Source organism: Pseudomonas rhizosphaerae (assembly GCF_000761155.1).
Taxonomy (GTDB): Bacteria; Pseudomonadota; Gammaproteobacteria; order Pseudomonadales; family Pseudomonadaceae; genus Aquipseudomonas; species Aquipseudomonas rhizosphaerae.
The window spans coordinates 2925560-2947124 of sequence record NZ_CP009533.1; the positions used below are offsets into that span (position 1 = coordinate 2925560).

Sequence of the window (21565 nt, forward strand, 5' to 3'; positions counted from 1 at the left end):
CAAACAGCCGCACGACAGCGCCAAGCCTTCCAAAAAAAACAAGGGGCCTCAGCTTATGCAAACCTGGCAGCAGATCTACAACCCGCTCGGCAGCCTCGGGCTGTCCGCCCTGGTTGCCGTCATTCCCATCGTGTTCTTCTTCCTGGCGCTGGCCGTATTTCGCATGAAGGGGTACATCGCCGGCAGCATCACGCTGGCGCTGTCCATCATCCTGGCCATCTTCGCCTACGGCATGCCCGCCGACATGGCGCTGGCCGCCGCGGGTTACGGATTCATGTACGGCCTGTGGCCGATCGCCTGGATCATCGTGGCCGCCGTGTTCCTCTACAAGCTGACGGTGAAGAGCGGCCAGTTCGAAATCATCCGCAGCTCGGTGCTGTCCATCACCGACGACCAACGCCTGCAGGTGTTGCTGATCGGCTTCTGCTTCGGCGCGTTTCTGGAAGGGGCGGCAGGCTTCGGCGCGCCGGTGGCGATTACCGCAGCCCTGTTGGTGGGTCTGGGCTTCAACCCGCTCTACGCCGCAGGCCTGTGCCTGATCGCCAACACCGCGCCGGTGGCCTTCGGCGCCCTGGGCATCCCGATCATCGTCGCGGGTCAGGTGACCGGCATCGACCCGTTCAAGATCGGCGCCATGACCGGCCGCCAACTGCCGTTGCTGTCGCTAATCGTACCGTTCTGGCTGGTGTTCATCATGGACGGCCTGCGCGGCGTTCGGGAAACCTGGCCAGCGGCGCTGGTCGCAGGCCTGAGCTTTGCCATCGTGCAGTACCTGACCTCCAACTTCATCGGTCCGGAACTGCCCGACATCACCTCGGCCCTGGCCAGCATCGTCTGCCTGACCCTGTTCCTCAAAGTCTGGCAACCCAAGCGCGCCGCCAGCAGCGAAACGGTCGCCGTCAGCGGTGGCGCAGCCGTAATGGGCGGCGGGCCCACAGGCAAAGCCAGCACCGTCGGTGGCTCGACGCCAACGCCCTACAGCCTGGGGCAGATTCTCAAGGCTTGGTCGCCGTTCCTGATCCTGACCGTACTCGTCACCATCTGGACCCTGAAGCCGTTCAAGGCGATGTTCGCCCCGGGCGGCGCCATGTACAACTTCGTCTTCAACTTCGCCATCCCGCACCTGGACCAACTGGTGCTGAAGACCGCGCCCATCGTCGCCACCGCCACACCGATGCCCGCCGTGTTCAAGTTCGACCCGATCTCGGCTACCGGCACGGCGATTCTGTTTGCCGCGATCATCTCGATGATGGTGCTGCGCATCGACATCAAGACTGCGTTCAAGACGTTCGGTGAAACCTTGTTCGAACTGCGCTGGCCGATCCTGTCCATCGGCATGGTGCTGGCCTTCGCCTTCGTCACCAACTTCTCGGGCATGTCCTCCACCATGGCGCTGGTCCTGGCCGGTACCGGCTCCGCGTTCCCGTTCTTCTCGCCGTTCCTGGGCTGGCTCGGTGTGTTCCTCACCGGCTCGGACACCTCGTCCAACGCCCTGTTCGGCTCGCTGCAAGCCACCACCGCACACCAGCTGGGCGTGAGTGACGTGCTGATGGTGGCCGCCAACTCCAGCGGCGGCGTGACCGGCAAGATGATCTCGCCGCAGTCCATCGCCGTCGCCTGTGCTGCCACCGGGCTGGTGGGCCGCGAGTCCGACCTGCTGCGCTTCACGCTCAAGCACAGCCTGTTGTTCGCCACCATCATCGGCTTGATCACCTTGGCCCAAGCGTACTGGTTCACCGGCATGCTGGTGCACTGATCGGCAGCCGATCTACGTCTATCACACCAAACCTGGGGGCTAACATGCCCCCTTTTGGTGCCTCATGAATTTTTTTACATCCGCACACGTTTTGCGTAGAACCCCTGCATTGGCGCGAAGTCCATTTAACAGGCCCGCAAGCAATCGGGCTATTTCTGACTGCGGACGCCGATCCTACCGAGGAGCGCCGAGTCCACCTTGAGTAAGGAGATTCTTATGAAGCGTACCTATCTGTCCGGCCTGATCGTAGCCTCCGCCCTGGTAGCATCCCCTGTGTTCGCAGCTGAAGACCTGTGCGCCGTCAACATGCAGAAGCTGAACGACGCCAAGACCACTTCCATGCAACTGGGCGACCCTGCCAAGAGCCAATACGACGACGCGTACAAAGCAGCCATGGCCGCCCACGCTGCCAAAGACGAAAAAGCCTGCATCTCGCACTCCACCGATGCCATGAACATCCTGATGGATGCTCAGAAAAGCAAAGGCTGACCGCCAAGCCAACCATAGGGTTGGCCTGACGCCGCAAAATGACGTAGACTACGTCTCCCCTGCCTAACCGCAGGGGCTGGGGCCGATTAGGATTCGACGCCGGTTGCGAAACTTTAGGTGCATGCCGACTTGGTAACAGAAGTCGTAAATCCACTGTTGCAACTTTCTATAGTTGCCAATGACGAAACCTACGAGGGCCAAGCTCTCGCTGCCTAACGGTAGCTGAGCCGCTCTTCTGGCTACTTCGGTGCCAGCGATCATCAGGGGATGCCTGTAAACCCAAAGTGATCGTCACGCAGAACAGGATCGTCGTGTAGCACGCTGTGGGCAAAGCGACTAAAACTTACACAGCTCGTCCAATGCACCCTGCCAGTCGGGCGGCTGCGGATTAACTCAGTAGACACGGCTAAGCATGTAGTACCGACAGCGGAGTACTGGCGGACGGGGGTTCAAATCCCCCCGGCTCCACCAAATCTGCAGAAGAAGGCGCCCTCGGGCGCCTTTTTTTATGGGTGCGATTTGGTGAGGCGCTGAAGCTCCGTCGGCTTATGGCCATGGCTGTCTATGACCGATGTTGGCATGTGGTGCTGAGCCTGCCTCACAGAAAAAAGGCCGAGAGGAGGCGAAAAAAAACCGCTCCGAAAAGCGAAAACTCTTACAATCAGAGCCTACGCTTTCCGATCGTATGTAGTCTGCTGCCGTCAAATCTGACGGCAGCAGCAAAGCTACGATCATTCTGAGCTTGGAGCTCTAAGGACCACGAGTGATCGTTTACGCTGCAACCAAACAGCAGTTTCTCAAAGACAGCGATAACGACGATATCGAAGAAGTGATTCTCAGGCATTTCAAAGAAGCCACCGGAAAGAAGGTTGGCGCTTCGGAGATCAAGTCCTGGCAAGGATCGCTGACTTACATGGCCAAGGTGCTTCGAGACGACGGTCTACCCTGCGACGCAGGCTTGGCCATCGAGCTGCATATCCCCCAGTCATCGAAACGCATCGACTTTTTGCTGACGGGCCGTGATGAGTTTCAAGCCAAAAACGCGGTTTTGATTGAGCTAAAGCAGTGGAGCAAAGCCACTGCCACCACAAAGGATGCCGTCGTAAAAACGGCACTGGGCGGCAGCCAAGTCGAGACTGTTCATCCCTCTTATCAGGTTTGGTCGTACGCCGCCCTACTGCAGGGCTTCAACGAGGCTGTCTACGACAAAAGCATCAAGGTACGGCCCTGTGCGTATCTGCATAACTACGTAAGTGATGGTGTCATCAATTCTTCTCACTACGAACCCTATACCAACAAAGCACCTTTGTTCCTGAAAGGCCCGGCTGAGCTCGAAAAGCTCCGAAGCTTTCTGAAGAAACACATCGTTCACGGTGACAACAAAGAGGTGCTTTACGAGCTTTCGAACGGGAAAATTCGCCCATCCAAAGCGTTGTCTGAAGCCCTGAATGGGCTAATGAAAGGCAAGCCTGAGTTCATATTGATCGATGATCAAAAAGCAATTTTCGAGTCCGCTCTCGCGGCAGCGAGCCAAGCCACTATTGAAGGTCCAAAGGTATTGATAATTGAGGGTGGTCCCGGTACCGGAAAAACGGTCCTGGCGATTAACCTGCTGGTAAGGCTCACTGCCTTGAGCCTGTTGAGCAAATATGTGTCCAAAAATGCTGCCCCACGCAAGGTGTACGAAAGCAAGTTGATCGGCACTGTAAAGCGAACACACTTCTCTAATTTTTTTTCCGGTTCGGGCGCATTTATCGATACCGAACCTAACACCTATGATGCGCTCATCATCGATGAGGCTCATAGGCTCAACGAAAAAAGCGGCCTGTACGGAAACCTTGGCGAAAACCAAATCAAGGAGCTGATCGATTCATCGAAATGCTCAATCTTTTTTATCGACGAAGATCAGCGCGTGACCCTGAGCGACATCGGTAGCAAGCAGGCGATTCGCTCCTTTGCCAAAGCCAAAGGCGCGACCGTTGAGGAGTACGTTCTGTCCTCTCAGTTCCGTTGCAGTGGCTCTGATGGCTACATTGCATGGTTGGACGACGTATTAGAGATTCGCCCCACAGCCCACCCCGCGCTCGACACCAGCGACTATGAGTTCAAGGTATTCGATTCCCCCCAAGCCATGCACGCCGCTATCGAACAGAAAAATCACGGTAACAAGGCTCGCGTGGTCGCAGGTTACTGCTGGCCTTGGCTCAGCAAAAAAGACTCCAAGGCTTCGGATATTGTTATCGGCGACAACTACGCACGCCAATGGAATCTGGATCAGGATGGTAGCTTATGGATTATCGCCGAAAACTCTATCGAACAGGTGGGGTGTATCCATACCTGTCAGGGTCTCGAGGTAGATTACATAGGAGTGATCATCGGGCCGGATCTGGTAGTGCGGAAAGGCCAGGTGGTGACATCGCCACATGACCGAGATAAGCATGACAAGTCGATTCGAGGTTGGAAAAAGTTGATGAAGGAGCAACCTGCCCTAGCACAACAAGAAACAGACTTGATAATTAAAAACACTTATCGGACGCTGATGACCCGTGGGATGAAGGGCTGTTTTCTGTACTGCACAGATCCGGAGACTGCACGGTATTTTGCCAGCAGGGTTGTCGGATACGGTCACAGGTAACGACCCATTCGGCTAAGTTAAACAGATCTGATACGCTTGCTCATGTGAAGAGCGTCCTCACTCGTCGTCCGACGCGACAGCCAGGAGTCTTCTTAAACACCGCAGCGAGGATATGGGGATGAATGACGCTGCTAGCTCCAAATTTGCCCCGGGGTTTGCTTCTATAGCTCTATGATTTGGAAGCTACGTATCGCCGATCATAAGGGCTTAGATCCAATAGCGGCGAATAGCCGTGCCACCATTGAGCATCAAACCTTGGACAGCGCCGCAATTTTCTTCCCTGTGACGGCAGGCCACGAAATCGGCTAGCTGCTACCAATAAGCAGCTGCCATCCTAATTTATCTGATATTAATTTAGAGAGCGCACACATTACAGCTTACTAGCGCTAGGCTTTAGCTGCCCATCTATGTATACAATTGATATATTAGAACCACCAATTGCCTCGTGTATTGCATTCATATTATCCACATGCCTTTGATTCATCCCGAGATCTAAAATTAAATAAATAGCTTTTCGAGACTTCTCAGACTTCATGTACTCAGGAAGCTGCTTAAGGATACCACTTTTAAGACGCGAGTTATCCGACTTCTTTATTTCAACCAATACACTATTTTCGTTATTTGAGCCAAACTTGAAATCAACCGGCCCTCGACCTGAGTTTGATTCCCTAGCAATCATAATTTTATTTGCATCGCAGTAGGCTTCCGCGACCCCATAAAATGCAAGTTGAATTGCCGACTCGTTCTTAACTTTGCCCTTGCCATCATAAAACAATGTATTTAAACCATTATCCTCAACCAACTGCTTGAATTTTTCACATATCTTGACTATCAGATTAAACACCTCGTCCAATGAGGGATGCGAACTCAATGCTAATTCAATAGGATTCTCAGACACTGCCTCAACAGTACGTTGATACCATGCATATTCTCCCTTTTTATCTTCAGAAAAATCATATGGCTTTACATCTTTAGATGCGTATTGATCAATCAGATCATCGATCAGGTCAGGATATTTCAATACTAGCTTTTTCAGCTCTGCCTTTTTCATATTAGCTAAAGCTCGCCAGCTAGAGCCAACCAAAGCATTAAGTGACTCTCTGATCTCAGCGCTGCTAATCCCAATCTCATCAGAACCGCTCCACTCAAAAGCCGACGGCAAACCTCTCATTAACTCTTTGGGAACGAGGAGAATTGGCTCCCTTGTGAAGGGATTCAGAGGCAGCTGAGTTTTATGCTCTAAAGCGCCGCCCCAACCTTTTGGCAAAATTTTACTATATATATTCAACGAATAAGTCAGGATATCATCCTGAATAATATTAGCTGTCATATCGCTAATGCGATCTGGACCAAAATCCTCTTCAAACAAACCAACCAACTCGAACAATTCAGGGTCAGTTTTTCCTGCATCGATAATTAGCTTCGCTGTAGTTAAAATTCTATCCCGCAGACCAGCACCAATCCCACTTCCAGACGTACCACCACTAGAGTAACCGATACAAAGCCCACGAACCTCGTGCCAATTCATTTTCCTGGCAGCGGAATTCCAAAAAGGATCTCCTCGACGCTGGCTGTGCTGTAACAACTTTCCGATTGCCAAGAATCTGCTTTGTAACACAACATAACTTGAAGAAAATTCTGGTGTTTTACAATGCTTCAGCAAAAGTGGGTCGATGAATAACCGGGTGTCGTGGTCGAGAATAGGATTGAAAACACCAAGGGCGTCCAGTGTATCGTTTTGGATACCAAGAAATTTAGATAAGGACGTTGGCATGACATTCCCTGTGCATAGGCTCTATCTGGCAAAGTGCCACGTTCGCTGCAACATTTCAATCACTTTGTTTCCTTAAATTGCGAGCCTACTACGTCTTGCCACCTAAGCTATCGAAATCCCGACTGCTGATTTTTAGAGAACGCCGCTGAATGAGCTGCAATGGGTGTCAGTTCAACGAGGGCCTCGTACCAGCAGTTGCCGGAGAAAAACTTAACTCTGTGTCCAGGATTAGTTGATCACTGCCAATACCCCTTTATCTAGGCTAGTGCAGCTTCATAGTTTGCACCCTTAGCGGACGGTATTGGCTCGATAGCGCGGTTTCACAGCAGCGCTTTAGACGGCAACCCTTGCAGAACCTCCCTCACAAGCCGAAACTGCACCAAACGACGAGGTACACCATGGCACCCGACTACCCGCCCACCCTCCTGTCCCAAGAAGAACGCGCAGCCATTGCTGAAATCGAAGCCACCACCAACATCCTGCGGTTGGTAACCCGGCTAACCAACATGCGCTTCGCCGCGATCACCAAGTTCGGCGACGCCGAACTAGTGATCTGCTCCGTGCATGATTCTGCAGACTTAGGAATTGGCGCAGGAGAGGCCTTCCCACTGGAAGACACGATCTGCAGCGAGTTTCAGCGGGACCCCGCGCCGTTGCTGATCCCGAAAGTCAGCCATGACCACAGCTTCGCCTCACGACTCATCGTCAAGACCTACGATCTGGACAGTTACGTAGGCGTGCCCATTTTCCTGCCTGATGGCCGTTTGTACGGGGCGCTTTGCGCGATCGATTCGCGGCCTGTGCTGTTTGAAGATCCGGATGTGTGCGAAACGCTGGAGATCTTTGCCCGGTTGATCGGGTGCATATTTTTTGCGAGCTTGGCGGTGAAGGTGGCAGGTGTCGGGATTGAGTTGGAGTGATTGTGGGAAAGGGATGCAAGCTCAGGTCACCCTCGAAAAATGTGTACACATCGCCCCACACAACAAGCGCGACAACTGCTCCACCGAGTACGGCTTATGCAACAACTCGAATCCATCCGTGCCCTTCTCCGCCAGCACATGGCTGTATCCCGACGTCAGCACTACAGGTAACCCTGCGTATCGCCGACGAATCTCATGGGCCAGCTCGATGCCTGTCATCCCCGGCAGCACCACATCGGAAAACACCACTTTGAATCGGCTTGCGTCGCGGGCCAGCTCGGCCAGTGCTTCTTGTCCATTGATGGCAAGGACCGGCCGGTAGCCCAAATCCGTGAGTGAGTGCATCGCAAAGGCGCCCACTTGAGGGTTGTCTTCGACGATCAATACACCGGTGCCATGTCCGTGCACCAATTCATGGGGCGCCTCGACACTCCGTGGCTCGCGCGGCTCGGATGCCTGGGGCAGGTAGAGTGTGAACGTGGTGCCTTGATCGACTTCACTGTCCACGGTGATCTCGCCACCCGATTGCTTGGCGAACCCGAACACTTGCGACAGGCCGAGGCCCGTGCCCTGCCCCACGCCTTTGGTGGTGAAGAAGGGCTCGAATATCTTTCCCAGGTGCAACGGCGCGATGCCGCTGCCGGTATCGGTCATCGAAATCACCACTTGATCGCCTGGCATCATCGGCTGCTCGTTGGCCTCGGATCCACGGCGGGCTGGGCCCACTCGGATGATGAGGCGCCCCTGGCCGACCATGGCATCACGAGCGTTGACGGCCATGTTGACGATTGCCATGTCGAACTGAGAGGGGTCGGCGATCACGAAATGGCTATGTTCGGGGATATCCATCGCCAGTTCCACTTCGGCACCTACCAGTGTCTTGATCATGCTGGCCAGGGCCCGCAGGTTCTCTGCAGGTGCGAACACCGTTGGTTGCAGTGTTTGACGCCGGGCGAAGGCAAGCAGTTGCGAGGTGACTTTGGCGGCTCGTTCGACGGTGTCGGCAATGGCTGAGACATAGCGTGCGCGTCGCTCGCTGGAGAGATCCGGCCGTTTGAGCAGGTCAGTCGACGACTTGATTACGGTCAGCAGGTTGTTGAAGTCGTGGGCGACGCCACCGGTGAGTTGGCCGATGGCTTCCAGCTTCTGCGATTGACGCAGGGCTTCCTCGGCGGCGGCCAGGGCGCTGGCGCTCTCCCGCTCGGCGGTGAAGTCGCGGCCCACGGCGTTGATCTGCTGCTCGTCTGGCTGGGTCGACCAGGATATCCAGCGGTAGCTGCCGTCCTTGTGGCGGTAGCGGTTGTCGAACCGGGCGTAGGCATGGCCGTCAGCGGACAGACTGGCGCCCTGCTGGGTGTGCGCCAGGTCGTCGGGGTGGATCAGTTCGAAAAGCGACAGGCCGATCAACTCGGATTCCTGCCATCCCAGCAGGTCGGTCCAGGCAGGGTTGACCGCAGTAATGACGCCGTCGAAAGTGCAGCGCAGCATGATGTCTGCCGACAACAGCCAAAGTCGATTACGGTCGGCGGTACGGCGGGAGATTTCTTCTTCGAGCCCGGCGTTGAGCTCGCTCAAGCGCAGGAGAGCCTGGGCCCGTTCATGCTCGGCGCGGTCCCGTTTGCGATCGGCGAGCACTTGCTGAGTCATTTCCGAGGCCAGCAACAGTACACCTTCATAGCCGCCGCTCTCGCCCTGCACAGGCGAAAAGCTGTAGGTCCATACGGTCTCTTCCTCTTTGCCGTGACGCCGCATCATCATCGACAGGTTCTCGATGGAGAAACCATCGCCTGTGGCAAGCACCTGTGCCACTTGGGGGCTGAGCACCGGGGCGATGTCGGTGAGCACCTCCGGCATCGGGCGACCGAACGCTGCAGGGTGCCGATCGCCCAGTGCCAGGCCGTAGGCATCGTTGTAGAGCAGCCACTGCTGCGGCCCCCAGTAAAGGGCCGCGATGCCTTTGGTGTTCAACACCAGCGACAAAGCAGTGCGTAGGGATGCGGGCCATGAGCTGTAATCGCCCAAGGCGGTGCTGGACCAATCCGTGTCGCGCACCAAGTCTCCCATTTCTCCGCCGCCGATCATGGGCGGGACGGGAGCCAGGGGAATGGGGGAGGCAACTGGCATGGGGGACGTCCAAGGGGATAGGGCTGGAAGTGTGAGTGATTGTGGATAGGGCTGGCAATGCTTGGGAGAAGTCAGGCACGTATCCTCCACGACCCACGAGCCTTTTTGAATTTATGCTTGAGACACTGCTTGCAAACAATCAACCGGGGTTGGTGCCCTGGCTAGACAGGCATCGCAGTTGACCTCCCTACCCAGCCTGCCTATCCTCCCCCTCGTCACGCCTCATGCGTGACCAGGTTTGACGGCCTGTCTTACATACGAACGCGCAGTCTCAAGACTCGGCTCGGGCGCCTCCGCACCCGGTTCGAACGCTATGGCGGCTGTGCGTGGGGCACCTTCGGGTGCGCCGGGTTCGTATGTGACCGGTCCGTCAACCCATGCACAGCTGCCACCCACTCGTTTGACGGCGAGTGCTGGCAAATCTCACTTCACATACGGAAGTCGCCAATCATGAAAGATCAAACGAATCTTGCTGCATATCAATCCCTTCAACGTGCTAGTCAGTTGCTAGATACCGCATCCGTGCTTGCTGCGGAAACGAGCGATGCCAATCAGCAGCTCTGTCGCGCGCTTAATCAAGCCGTTGCTTTGCTGACGGAGACAAGCAGGACGTTGGTGGAGGATTCTCTGTTGGAGATGAAGTTGCGGTTTCAAGTTAACGCCTGATCGCTCCAGCGCGAGGATGTGCCGCCCATCCATGGTGATAGGTGTCGCTTGAAACATAAGCGGCACCTCATTTGCGGACCCCACTACCCCATCGGACTAAACCCCGAACCCGCCGAACAATACCGCTCCCGCAGTGCCGGATCTGGTTCTTCACGGCACTGCTCCTTGAACCACTGCTTCGCCCCCTTCCTGCACTCCCGATACTCAATCGAGCCACCTCGGTAACTAGTGCAAACAGTGCCGTAATCAACCCGGTTATTACCGACACTCCACGAAGCCGTGTACCACTGCTTCCTGTCCCAACCGAGTATCTGGTGCGACTCAGAGCCATTGCTGCCGCTAACCCGCCGAACCGGCCGCGCACTCTGCCCCGCCTTGTACTCCGCCAAATACTGCGCCGACACCATCCCCTGGACAGCCCGCTCTTCCCGCATCGGCTGAGGACGGTCGCCATACCGACACCGCAACACCTGGTCGTTGACCACATTGTCAGCGCCCATGCACTCCTGCAGGGTTTTAGGCACAACCGGCGCCACTGCTCGCACAACGGGTGCAGATACCGGCGCAGATTCAACAACCGGCGATTCATATCGCTCAACCACCTCAGTAGGCGGTTCTACACGCGCAGGCTCAAAGTACGCGGCAATCCGCGCCCAGTTCATCCCCACCGCCACTGCGGGCACCAGTAGCCACAACAGCCACCCCGGGTGCATCCGTTGTTGAACACGCGAACGCGGTGCAATGGGTCCATCGTGCAGGTCGTCTTGCAGACTCATTTGAATTCCATTTCCAATGCAGAGGCAAAAACGCCATCAGTGAATTACCTATCGGTAGCCCTTTGCCATTCTTTAGGTGTAACGCCTGTCCAGCCAGCCCATCGGACTCCGTGAAAATCCCCTCAAAAAAGCGTTAACGCTTCGTGAAACTCTTGTTAGGATACGCGCCACTGAGACACATTCTCAGTTGCCAGGGAGGCGCTTCATTGACCTCTTCTATTCCCGGAACTGCTCCCATGGCCCTTCGTTTTCCTTCTCGCCCTACCCTTCTGGCGGTGTGCTGCTCACTGAGCCTCGGCGCCCACGGGGCAGACGCTCTCGTGTTGGACGCTACCTCGATCGATGCGCAAACCACCAAGGCTGCCAAAGGCGCTTCGCCTGATGTGTTTGCCGGTGGGCAGGTGGCGCGCGGTGGGCAGATGGGTGTGCTGGGCAACCAGGACAACATGGATGTGCCGTTTACCCTGACCAGCTACACCTCGAAGCTGATCGAGGATCAGCAGGCGGAGGACGTCGGCGATGTGCTGCTGAATGATCCGTCGGTGCGGCAGTCGTTCGGGTTCGGTAACCAGGCGCAGGTGCTCGTGATTCGTGGTTTGCCGCTGTCCAGTGATGACATTTCCTACAACGGTTTGTATGGGGTGTTGCCGCGGCAGATCATTTCCACCGATGCGGTGGAGCGGGTCGAGGTGTTCAAGGGGCCGAACGCGTTTATCAATGGCGTGAGCCCGACGGGGACCGGGTTGGGCGGCAGTGTGAACCTGGTGCCCAAGCGGGCGGGCGATGAGCCCATTCGTCGCTACACGCAGGACATCAGTACGGATGGCCGTGTGGGTGAGCATCTGGATATCGGTCAGCGCTTTGGTGAGGACAATCGTTTTGGTGCGCGGGTCAATCTGGCCCAGCGTGAGGGTGATACAGCGGTCGATGACGAGTCGCAGCGCACCAAGCTGTTCACGCTGGGGCTGGATTATCGGGGTGACAATTTCCGTCTGTCCGGCGACTTTGGTTATCAGAAGCAGCGCATCAACGGGCTGCGCAACTCGGTGCGCTTCGGCACGATCACACGCATTCCGCGGGCGCCGGATGCCAGCCACAACTACGGTCAGGATTGGACGTACAGCCAGACCGAAGACACGTTCGGCATGTTGCGTGGCGAATGGGATCTCAACGAGGACTGGACGGCGTACGTGGCGGGTGGTGCGAAGCACACACGGGAGAACGGTGTGTACGGCACGCCGGTGCTGACGGATTCGAATACGGGCGCGGCGACTATCAGCGGGTCGAAGATTCCCCATGACGAGGACAATGCCACGTTCATGACCGGCATCAACGGCAACCTGCAGACGGGGCCGGTGAGTCATCAGATCAGCGTGGGTGCGTCGAGCATCTGGACCGAGCAGCGCAACGCCTATGAGTTCTACCTGCCCACGGGCACTACCAACATTTACAACACCGGGCCTCTGGCCAAGCCTACCGCGGTGAACTTCGCAGCCGGTGACATGAGCGACCCAGGCATCACCGGCAAGACGCGCAACCGCAGCCTGGCGGTGTCGGACACCTTGGGTTTCTTCGACGACACGCTGCTGGTGACGGCCGGGTTGCGCCGCCAGCAGTTGCTGGTGCAGAACTATGCCTATGAGTCGACCACCGGTGTCGGCGGCTCGCGCACTTCCATGTACGACGAGGCGATCACCACGCCGGTGTATGGCATCGTTTACAAGCCGGTGGAGTCGGTGTCGCTGTTTGCCAACCGTATCGAGGGGCTGGCGGCGGGGCCGACGGCGTCGGGCCAGGTCGTCAACGTGGGTGAGGCGTTCCCGCCGGGGCGCACCAAGCAGGTGGAAGCCGGGATCAAGCTGGACAAGCAATCGTGGGGCGCCACGCTGGCAGCATTCCGGATCGAGCGGCCTACCGATGGTTACACCCAGAGCTTCGCGACGGCCGGCGGCGGCAGCGTTGATGTGTACGTGCGCGACGGCAAGCAGGTCAATCGCGGTGTCGAGTTGAGCGTGTTCGGCGAGCCGGTGGAAGGCTTGCGTTTGATGGCCGGCGGTACGCGTCTGCAGTCCGAGCTCGAAGACACGCGCGGCGGTTTGAACGATGGCAATCACGCCGTTGGGGTGCCGACCTTTCAGCTCAATGCGACGGTGGATTGGGACGTGCCGGGGCTGAACGGTCTGGCGCTCAACGCTCGTGCGCTGCGCACCGGCGGCCAATATGCCGACCCGGCCAACACACTGAGCCTGCCCACCTGGAACCGCTTCGACGCGGGTGCGCGCTACACCTTCAAGGTCGAGCGCAAGGCCGTCACGCTGCGCATGAATGTGGAGAACATCACCGACAAGAACTACTGGGCTTCCGCCAACGGCGGCTATCTGACCCAGGGTGAGCCACGGCTGGTGAAGTTTTCCGGGACGGTGGATTTCTGATCCATCAGCAGGAGGGCAGTGCCTGTTCGGCATGAGCAGCGCTGGGGTGGTTGACGTGGACTAGACTGAACGTACCGTAAGCAAACATGCCGAGTGCGGAGTCGCCATGAGCCAGCCCCTGTCCCCCGAAACGATTGCCATCATCAAGGCCACAGCGCCCGCGCTGCAGCAACATGGTGTGGCAATCACCACGCGTATGTACGAGCGCCTGTTCGTCGATCCGCAGATCAAGGCGCTGTTCGACCAGGCGGCGCAGACGTCCGGCGAGCAACCCAAGCGGTTGGCGGCGGCGATCCTGGCGTTTGCCAACAATGTCGATCGGCTTGAGGTGATCGACGCCGCGGTGAACAAGATCTGCAGCCGTCATGTGGCGACCCATATCAAGGCCGAGCACTACCCCGCCGTTGCCAATGCGCTGCTGCCGGCCATCAAGGACGTGCTGGGCGACGCGGCGACGGATGAGATTCTGGATGCGTGGGGACAAGCGTATTGGTTTCTGGCGGATTTGATGATCAGCCGGGAAAAGGCGCTGTACCAGCAAGCGTCATAAACGGGGTCGCGCTGGAGCTTGCAGAGGCAGTTCCAGGTCGATGCCGATGCTGTCCACGAAGGCATCGTCGTGGGACACCATCAGCAAGGCGCCCTGGTACTGGCCGAGCATCTGCTCCAGTGCCAGTCTGCTCGGCAGATCCAGATGGTTGTCCGGCTCATCCAGCAGCAGGAGCTGGGGTGGGCGTTGCGCGTGGAGCAGTGCCGCGAGTGCAATTTTCAGGCGCTCTCCCCCGCTGAGCTGCGCGGTTTGTAGCTGGACGCGATCGGCGTCGATGCCCAACTGGGCCAGCCGAGTTCTGGCTTCGGCTTCGGGCAGTTCCGGGTTGCTTTCGTGCAGCCATTGCACGGCCGTGCGTTGCGGGTGTTCGAGCCCGGCGTGTTGATCGAGCCACCCTACTTGCACGGTGCAAATGACTTCGCCAGCCCGTGGCATCAGGCGACCGGCGATAGTCTGAAGCAAGGTCGATTTACCGCTGCCGTTGGCGCCCCTGACGGCCATGCGCTGGGGCCCGGTGAGGGTCAATCCGATCGGTTCGGCATGCCCGAAAGGCAATATCAGATCATTGAGCTGAAGCACCAGTTTGCCGTTGGGTACGACGGTTTCCGGGGGCAGCATTATGCGTTGGATATCGGCGGCGCAGCGCGCGCGGGCATCGGCTATGCGCTGTTGTTGCTGGTCGCGGGCGAGCTGTTGATTCAGGCGCAGTTTGCCCTGGCTGTTTTCGCTGCGTTCTTTCTGGGCGTTGGTGATCAGCTTGGTCTGGCTGCCATCACGAGCGCTACGATCGCCGCGGGCATTGCGGCGTTGCTGGCGCTCCATCTGCACGGCCATTTCCCGTTGCTCGCGCTTGGCTTGGGTGCGTTCGCCTTGCAAGGTCGCCTGGAAGGCTTGTTGCTCTTGTTCGCGGGCGGCGACGTAATGGCTGTAGTTGCCGCCGTAAACGGCGAGGCCGGTGGGCGAGAGTTGGACGATTTCATCCATGAGCTCGAGCAGGGCGCGGTCGTGGCTGATCATCACCAAGCCGTTCGGCCAGCGCTGGATCTGCTGTGTCAGTTTCTGCTGTTGTTCGCGATCGAGGTGGTTGCTGGGTTCGTCGAGAATCAGCCAGTCGGCGCCGGACAGCCAGGCACCAAGCAGGGCGATGCGTTGCCGCTCGCCACCGCTGAGGGCGTGCGTCGGTGTATCGGCGGCCAAGTGGCCCAAGCCGTTCAGGTCCAGTTCGGCGCGAAGACGTGCCGCGCAATCCCACTGGTCCATCGCAAGCGTGTGGTCATGATCATTGAGGCTGCCTTCGGCGATCCGCTGCAGGGCTTGCAGGATGTGCTCGACCCCCGCCAGTGCTGCAACAGTGGAAAAACGCTCGGGCTCAAGCTGTTGTGAGACGACATGGACATGCCCTTCGCGGCGGACATGGCCACTGCTGGGCGCACGGGCGCCAGCCAGCAACTGGCCGAGCAGGGATTTACCGCTGCCATTGGCGCCGACGATGCCAGTGGCTTTGGTGTGGAAGCTGTGGTTGAGGTTGTCCAGCAGCAGGCGCCCATCAGGGAGTGTGAGGCAAAGGTGGTCGAGACGGAGTTGTCGTTGGGTCATGAGTCTCCCTGTGTGATGCCCTTGGAATGGAACCAGCATGAACGTGATCAGTTATTGCGTCATTTCATTTCGGTTTCGAGTTATTACCTCGGTCTTTTCTTGAAAAATAGTCCTGTTAGGATTGCATCCGCTTTTGCTGGCCTGGCAAAAAACAACTTCTGGCCACACTGGGAAAGGTGGCCAATAGCTGGCCATTTGTAGCCACTCATTTTTTATCATTCTTCCAAGTAAGGTTTCAAATACACCTATGCAATGGTTAAAAGACAAGTACGCTGCTACGCCAGTGGCACATCGATTTTATATGGTTTCCGTCATTCTAGTCTTCTCTGGAGTGTGGCTGTCCAGGAGCTGGGGCACTGCGGCCCTCGACGTGACCAGCATGATTGCTGCTGGCTTCATGATTGCAGGTTTCATCATGTGGTGCCTGCCAATGGCACGGTGGATGCGTCTGAAGTGGCACAAATCGTTGTACAAGACACCTATAGTCCTATTGCATGTGCTGGCACTCTTGGTCGCTACCGGATTGTCGCGCTTTGCAGTTTCCGAAGCATTGGGCTTGCCGCCGCAGTCTTTCGATCTGACGGTTGGCCTGCTGGCGTTGCTGTTTTATGTACCGGCATGGATGGCAGTACTGGCACTTTTGCTGTCGTTCGGTGGCCTTTTGCTGCTTGTTCTCTTCGGTGTTGCCGTAGTTATCTTCGCGGCCATTCAAATGCTCGCTTCATTCCTGAAGATTTTCGGCGTTAATTACACTCCCCAGCTTAACCTGGGTATGACGTTGTTCCACCCCGGAGGCGCTATTGCAGCTGCCATGGTGCTGGTTGCCTGCTATTCGTTCTTAACCGACAGCTATCAGCCTTGGGTACTGTCGGCGATCAGAACAACTGCGGTAATTGCCGACTTTCATCCTGCACCCAATTACCCCGGTGTACTGCCTGGCGAAAGGATTCACCCGCTGGATAACGGTTACACGGCCTATGCACAGGAGCAGCCTGACCACAGCATCGTGATCGGCGTCAGGACGCAGGAAACTCAAGCACATGACCAGCCTTTGGCTAATCCCATCCCCTCTCCGGCGCAGGTGATGAAACCGTTGTTCGAGAGCCTGTCTGTTCCAGTTGAGTCGAGAAAAGCGTCGTGAACGACGCAGCAGGATGGCGTGCTTCTTGATAGATAGCCAGACGCGCTAACTGTCGAGCGAGAATTCAGTGGTTCAGACTCAAGCATGGCCCTTTTGAGTCTGTCCGCCGCGCTCCCACTCTGCGGCTACCCCCCATTGAAGCCACCTCCCCCTTACCGCACACTGACGCGATTCCTTTCCGATAAAACGGCCGTCCATGAGTAACCCACCCAGCCCCATCCCCTTGATCATCCTCAATGTGCAAGACGCCATCGACCAGCCGAATTGGAAGGGCAAGAGCAACCCTGGCTACCTGGAAACCATCCAGCGGCTTCTGCAGCTGTGGCGTTCCAATGGCTGGCCGGTGCTGCATGTGAAGCACGATGAACCGACGCCTACGTCGACGTACCACACCCATGGGCCGTGGAATGGGATCAAGCATGAAGTCGCGCCGGTGGAGGGCGAACGGGTGATCACCAAGCAGCAGAACTGTGCGTTCATCGGCACGGAGCTGGATGCGGTGCTCAAGGCCATGCAGGTGACACGCTTCGTGCTGACGGGCGTGGTCATTCATAACAGCATGGATGCCACTGTTCGCGCCGGAAAGGCGCTGGGCTACAGCATCACCCTGCCCTCGGATGCGACGACAGCGGTCCCTGTGACCGGCGCCGATGGAACGGTTTGGGATGCGGGCACCGTTCATGATCTGACGTTGGCGATACTCGGTAGCGAATACGCTGAGGTGGTGCTGGCCAGCGATGTGGTCGAGGCGCTCGGGCTGGGGTGAGCGGTGAGCGGCGACACCAACTCCAGATCATCCCGTATGCACGCCACGCCATGACCCGCGCTGACTTCACGCAACAGCGGTCGATCCTGTGCGCAGGCGGGCAGCACGTAAGGGCAGCGGGTGCGAAAGGCGCAGCCTGAGGGGGGCGAGATCGGGCTGGGGATATCGCCTTGCAGCACGATTCGCTGGCGCCGCTGCCCGGGTTCGGGCATGGGGATGGCCGACATCAGCGCTTCGGTGTAGGGATGGCGGGGATGGCTGAACAGCTCGCGGGTGGGCGCTATCTCGACGATGCGGCCCAGGTACATCACTGCGACGCGGTCGGCGATGTGGCCGACCACGGCCAGGTCGTGGGTGACGAAGAGCATGGTCAGGTTCATCTGCCGACGGATGCGCGCGAACAGGTTGAGCACCTGCGCCTGCACCGAGACGTCCAGGGCCGACACTGGTTCGTCGGCCATGATGAATTCAGGTTCCAGGGTCAGGGCGCGGGCGATACCGATGCGCTGGCGTTGGCCGCCGGAGAACTCGTGGGGGTAACGGTCCAGGTACTGGGCGGCGAGGCCAACGGTTTCCAGGGCCTGCCCGGCCTTTTCGCGGCGCCCGGCGGCGTCGAGTTCGGGGTTGTGGAAGCGCAGCGGCATGGCGAGGATGTCGCCCACGCTCATGCGCGGGTTCAGCGAGCCGTAGGGGTCCTGGAAGATCATCTGCATGCGCTTGCGATAGGGCTTGAGCAGGCGGTCGTTGAAAGGTGTGATCTCGGTGTTGTCGAAGACGATGTGCCCTTCGGTGGGTGGGTCGAGCATCATCAGGCTGCGGCCCAGGGTGCTCTTGCCCGAGCCGCTTTCGCCCACCAGGCCGAGCACTTCGCCACGGGCGATGCTCAGGTCGACGCCATCCACGGCGCGGACCAGGTTGTCGTCGCGGTCGCGACGGTGAGCGAGGAAGGTCTTGCGCACGGGGAAGTATTTCTTCAAGCCGACGACGTCGATCAACGGACGCTCTTTCATCGTGCACCTTCCTGTTCGATCGCCAGTTCCCGCCAGCGCACGCAGCGCAGTTGGTGGCCCATTTCGATTTCTTCCAGCACGGGTGCCTGCTGATCGCAGCGGCCCGCGATGCTGTGGCCGCAGCGCGGGTGGAAGGCGCAGCCGCTGGGCGGTGTGCTGGGGTCGGGAACGAAGCCGGCGATGGTGCCCAGTTCACCTTGCACCAGACCGGCGTGTTCGAAGCGCGGCACGGCGGCCAGCAGGCCGCGGGTGTAGGGCATGCGCGGCGAGGACAGCACCTGGCTGACGCTGCCCTGTTCGACGATGCGCCCGGCGTACATCACCATGACCCGGTCGGCGATTTCCGCGACCACGCCGAAGTTGTGGGTGATGAACAGGATCGCCATGCCGTTCTTCTTCTGCAGGTTGCGCAGCAGGTCGAGAATCTGCGCCTGCACGGTGACGTCCAGCGCGGTGGTGGGTTCGTCGGCAATCAGCACGTCCGGCTCCATGGCCAGGGCGATGGCGATCATCACCCGCTGGCGCATGCCGCCGGACAGCTCATGGGGATAACAGTCCAGGCGCTTCACCGGTTCCGGAATGCCGACCTGCTCCAGCAGGGCCAGTGCGCGGGCGCGGGCGTCGGCCTTGCTCAGGGATTGATGGAAACGGATCGCTTCGGCGATCTGATCACCCACGCGGTGCACCGGGTTCAGCGAGGTGAGCGGTTCCTGGAAAATCATCGCCACGCGGTTGCCGCGCACGTGGCGCATCTGCTGCTCGCCCATGGCTACCAGGTCGATGGGCGCGCCGTGGCGGTCGGCGACGATGGCGCTGCCGTCGATGCGGGTTTTCGGCGCTTCGGCGAGCAGCTTCATGATGGCCAGGCTGGTGACGCTCTTGCCCGAACCGCTCTCGCCCACCAGGGCCAGGGTTTCACCGGCACCGATGGTGAAGTTGATGTCGTGGACCACGGGTACGTAGCCGGCGCCCTTGCGGAAGGCGACGTTGAGGTGCGCCACGGCGATCTTCTTATCTGCGTTCATTTCAGGTCGCTCCTGCCGTCCAGCGCGTCGCGCAGGCCGTCGCCGATGAAGTTGAAGCTGGTCACCGCGAGGGTGATCGCCAGCCCGGGAATGATCGCCAGCCAGGGCGCCTTGCCCAGGTACTGCTGGGCGGCGTTGAGCATGTTGCCCCAGCTGGGCAAGGGCGGCTGGATGCCGTAGCCGAGGAAGCTGATGTAGGCCTCCAGCAGGATGGCGTTGGCGATGGTCAGGGTGGCCGCGACGATGATCGGGCCGATGGCGTTGGGCATCAGTTCGCGGAACATGACCCAGCGGTTGCTGGCGCCGATCATGCGCGCGGCCAGGGTGAAGTCGCGTTCGCGCAGGGAGCGGATCTCGGCTTCGACGATGCGCGAGATTTCCATCCAGCTGGTCACGGCGATGATCAGGGTGATCATCATCGGGCTGGGTTTGGTGAACGCCGCCAGCACCAGCACCAGGAACACGCTGGGAAAAGACAGGAAGGCGTCGACGAAGCGCATCAGCCCGGCGCCGATCCAGCCGCGGTAGTAACCGGCGATGACGCCGATCAGGGTGCCGATGACGATGCTGATGAGCATGGCGCAGAAGCCCACCATCAGGGAGATGCGCCCGGCGTTGAGCAAGCGGGCGGCGGTGTCGCGACCCAGCGCATCGGTGCCCAGGTAGTGATTGCCGGTGAACGGCGGCGCGAAGCGGTTGCGGATGTCGATGCTCAGGTCGTTGTAGTGCAGCAGGTAGGGGCCGAACACGCAGGCCAGGATCAATACGGTGATCATCACCACGCCGAGCACAGCCAGCTTGTGGCGCATGAAACGGCGCAGGGTGGGGTTGGCCAGCCAGGCCCAGCGGCGGCTGGCGGGCAGGTAGTGCGTGGCGGTGGTCATGGGCGGTACTCCTTCAGGCCAGCCGGACACGGGGGTCGGCGACACCTATCAACAGATCGGCGAGCAGGTTGCCCAGCAGCACCAGTACGGCCGAGAACATCAGAATGCCCATGATCACCGGGTAGTCGCTGTAGCCCAGGCTGTCGAGGAACAGCCGGCCCATGCCGGGCCAGGTGAATACCGTTTCGGTGACCAGCGCGCCGCCGAGAATGGTGGGTATCTGCAGCCCGGCCAGGGTGATCATCGGCAGCAGGGCGTTGCGAATCACGTGGTGAGTCAGCACGCGGCGATAGGGCACGCCCTTGGCGCGAGCGGTGCGGACGAAGTCCTGATCGATCACGTCCAGGGTGGCGGAGCGCATGTAGCGGCTCCAGATCGCCACGTTGACCAAGGCCAGCACCAGCACCGGCAGCACCAGGTGAATGGCGTAGTCGCCCAGGGACTGGTCACCGATGGTGTACATGTTGCCCGCCGGCAGCCAGCCCAGGTGCAGGGAGAAAAAGAAGATCGCCACCAGCCCGAACCAGAAGGTGGGAATCGACAGCGCCACCATCGCGCCGACCGTGGCCAAGGTGTCGAACACCGAATAGCGGCGCACTGCGCCCAGCACGCCAACCCAGGTGCCAATGACGATGGACAGCAGTGTCGAGGTGCCCATCAGCAGCAACGTCGCCGGCAGGTGCCCGGCGATCACGCTGAGCACCGGGCGGCCGTCGCGAAACGAGTGGCCCCAGTCGCCGACGAACAGATGGCTGAACCAGTCGATGTACTGCACCAGCAGTGGCCGCTTCAAGCCCAGCTGCTCGGCGATGCGGTCCAGCTCGGCCTGGCTCATGCCGGGGTTCAGGGCGAACTGCGACATCGGTCCGCCGGGGGCCAGGTTGAGCACCATGAAGCCGATCAGCGAGACCAGCACCAGTACCACGGCGCTCTGCCCCAGGCGGTTGAGAATGTAGTTCGGCATGCTTGAATCCTCTGCGGTGCGAACGACACCCGACCCTGCGGCCAGGCATGGGCGTGC

General features: G+C 58.8%; 16 protein-coding genes and 1 other RNA gene. 10 read left to right on the plus strand and 7 right to left on the minus strand.

From position 1 onward, the window contains the following. Positions 1 to 55 precede the first annotated feature (55 nt). The 4 genes from LT40_RS13020 (at position 56) to LT40_RS13035 (ending at position 4880) form a co-directional block, all read left to right on the plus strand. Positions 56 to 1756 carry a lactate permease LctP family transporter gene (locus LT40_RS13020; RefSeq protein WP_043190819.1) on the plus strand — a complete coding sequence of 567 codons (1701 nt, stop codon included), beginning with the start codon at positions 56 to 58 and terminating at the stop codon, positions 1754 to 1756. Positions 1757 to 1972: 216 nt separating this feature from the next. Next, on the plus strand, positions 1973 to 2245 hold the full coding sequence (locus tag LT40_RS13025; RefSeq protein WP_043190822.1) for a hypothetical protein: 273 nt from the start codon (positions 1973 to 1975) through the stop codon (positions 2243 to 2245). 78 nt (positions 2246 to 2323) lie between these two features. Continuing rightward, positions 2324 to 2716: a transfer-messenger RNA gene (gene ssrA / locus LT40_RS21285) on the plus strand. A gap of 292 nt (positions 2717 to 3008) precedes the next feature. Beyond that, the gene (locus LT40_RS13035) at positions 3009 to 4880 is read left to right on the plus strand and encodes a DUF2075 domain-containing protein (RefSeq protein ID WP_043190823.1); all 1872 of its coding nucleotides are present in this window, start codon (positions 3009 to 3011) and stop codon (positions 4878 to 4880) included. Between the two features lie 370 nt (positions 4881 to 5250). Here LT40_RS13035 and LT40_RS13040 read toward each other — a convergent pair whose 3' ends face one another. Beyond that, positions 5251 to 6654, minus strand: a complete 1404-nt coding sequence (locus LT40_RS13040) for a hypothetical protein (protein ID WP_148308560.1) — start codon at positions 6652 to 6654, stop codon at positions 5251 to 5253. A 398-nt stretch (positions 6655 to 7052) separates the two neighbouring features. Here LT40_RS13040 and LT40_RS13045 point away from each other — a divergent pair, with 398 nt between their 5' ends. Continuing rightward, on the plus strand, positions 7053 to 7574 hold the full coding sequence (locus LT40_RS13045; protein ID WP_043190826.1) for a GAF domain-containing protein: 522 nt from the start codon (positions 7053 to 7055) through the stop codon (positions 7572 to 7574). Between the two features lie 21 nt (positions 7575 to 7595). Here the strand turns inward: LT40_RS13045 and LT40_RS13050 are convergent, their stop codons facing one another. Further along, positions 7596 to 9698: an ATP-binding protein gene (locus tag LT40_RS13050; RefSeq protein WP_043190828.1), complete on the minus strand. Its 2103-nt coding sequence runs from the start codon at positions 9696 to 9698 to the stop codon at positions 7596 to 7598. Between the two features lie 450 nt (positions 9699 to 10148). On the opposite strand from LT40_RS13050, the gene LT40_RS21705 reads away from it, so the two are divergent. From LT40_RS21705 to LT40_RS13070, 3 genes are all read left to right on the plus strand, one after another. Then, on the plus strand, positions 10149 to 10364 hold the full coding sequence (locus LT40_RS21705) for a hypothetical protein (RefSeq protein WP_043190830.1): 216 nt from the start codon (positions 10149 to 10151) through the stop codon (positions 10362 to 10364). A 1012-nt stretch (positions 10365 to 11376) separates the two neighbouring features. After that, a complete protein-coding gene (locus LT40_RS13065; protein ID WP_043190832.1) occupies positions 11377 to 13572 on the plus strand; it encodes a TonB-dependent receptor in 2196 nt (731 codons plus the stop codon). A gap of 106 nt (positions 13573 to 13678) precedes the next feature. After that, on the plus strand, positions 13679 to 14122 hold the full coding sequence (locus tag LT40_RS13070; protein WP_043190835.1) for a globin domain-containing protein: 444 nt from the start codon (positions 13679 to 13681) through the stop codon (positions 14120 to 14122). Here the strand turns inward: LT40_RS13070 and LT40_RS13075 are convergent. Next, a complete protein-coding gene (locus tag LT40_RS13075; RefSeq protein ID WP_043190838.1) occupies positions 14117 to 15718 on the minus strand; it encodes an ATP-binding cassette domain-containing protein in 1602 nt (533 codons plus the stop codon). The two genes, LT40_RS13070 and LT40_RS13075, sit on opposite strands and share 6 nt — an antisense overlap. Before the next feature lie 247 nt (positions 15719 to 15965). On the opposite strand from LT40_RS13075, the gene LT40_RS13080 reads away from it, so the two are divergent. Both LT40_RS13080 and LT40_RS13085 read left to right on the plus strand, forming a co-directional pair. Next, positions 15966 to 16859 (plus strand): hypothetical protein, encoded by an 894-nt coding sequence (locus LT40_RS13080; RefSeq protein WP_052393428.1) that lies wholly within the window; start codon positions 15966 to 15968, stop codon positions 16857 to 16859. 196 nt (positions 16860 to 17055) lie between these two features. After that, complete coding sequence (locus LT40_RS13085; RefSeq protein ID WP_043190841.1) at positions 17056 to 17625, plus strand: isochorismatase family protein; 570 nt, start codon at positions 17056 to 17058, stop codon at positions 17623 to 17625. On the opposite strand, the gene LT40_RS13090 is transcribed toward LT40_RS13085, so the two are convergent. From LT40_RS13090 to LT40_RS13105, 4 genes are read right to left on the minus strand one after another with little or no spacing between them, the layout of a single operon-like run. Next, positions 17538 to 18635: an ABC transporter ATP-binding protein gene (locus LT40_RS13090; RefSeq protein ID WP_084139810.1), complete on the minus strand. Its 1098-nt coding sequence runs from the start codon at positions 18633 to 18635 to the stop codon at positions 17538 to 17540. The two genes, LT40_RS13085 and LT40_RS13090, sit on opposite strands and share 88 nt — an antisense overlap. Next, complete coding sequence (locus tag LT40_RS13095; protein WP_043190844.1) at positions 18632 to 19660, minus strand: ABC transporter ATP-binding protein; 1029 nt, start codon at positions 19658 to 19660, stop codon at positions 18632 to 18634. Before LT40_RS13095 ends, LT40_RS13090 begins: the two co-directional genes overlap by 4 nt. Then, positions 19657 to 20544 carry an ABC transporter permease gene (locus tag LT40_RS13100; RefSeq protein ID WP_043190847.1) on the minus strand — a complete coding sequence of 296 codons (888 nt, stop codon included), beginning with the start codon at positions 20542 to 20544 and terminating at the stop codon, positions 19657 to 19659. Before LT40_RS13100 ends, LT40_RS13095 begins: the two co-directional genes overlap by 4 nt. Before the next feature lie 13 nt (positions 20545 to 20557). Beyond that, on the minus strand, positions 20558 to 21508 hold the full coding sequence (locus LT40_RS13105) for an ABC transporter permease (RefSeq protein ID WP_043190850.1): 951 nt from the start codon (positions 21506 to 21508) through the stop codon (positions 20558 to 20560). Positions 21509 to 21565 lie beyond the last annotated feature (57 nt).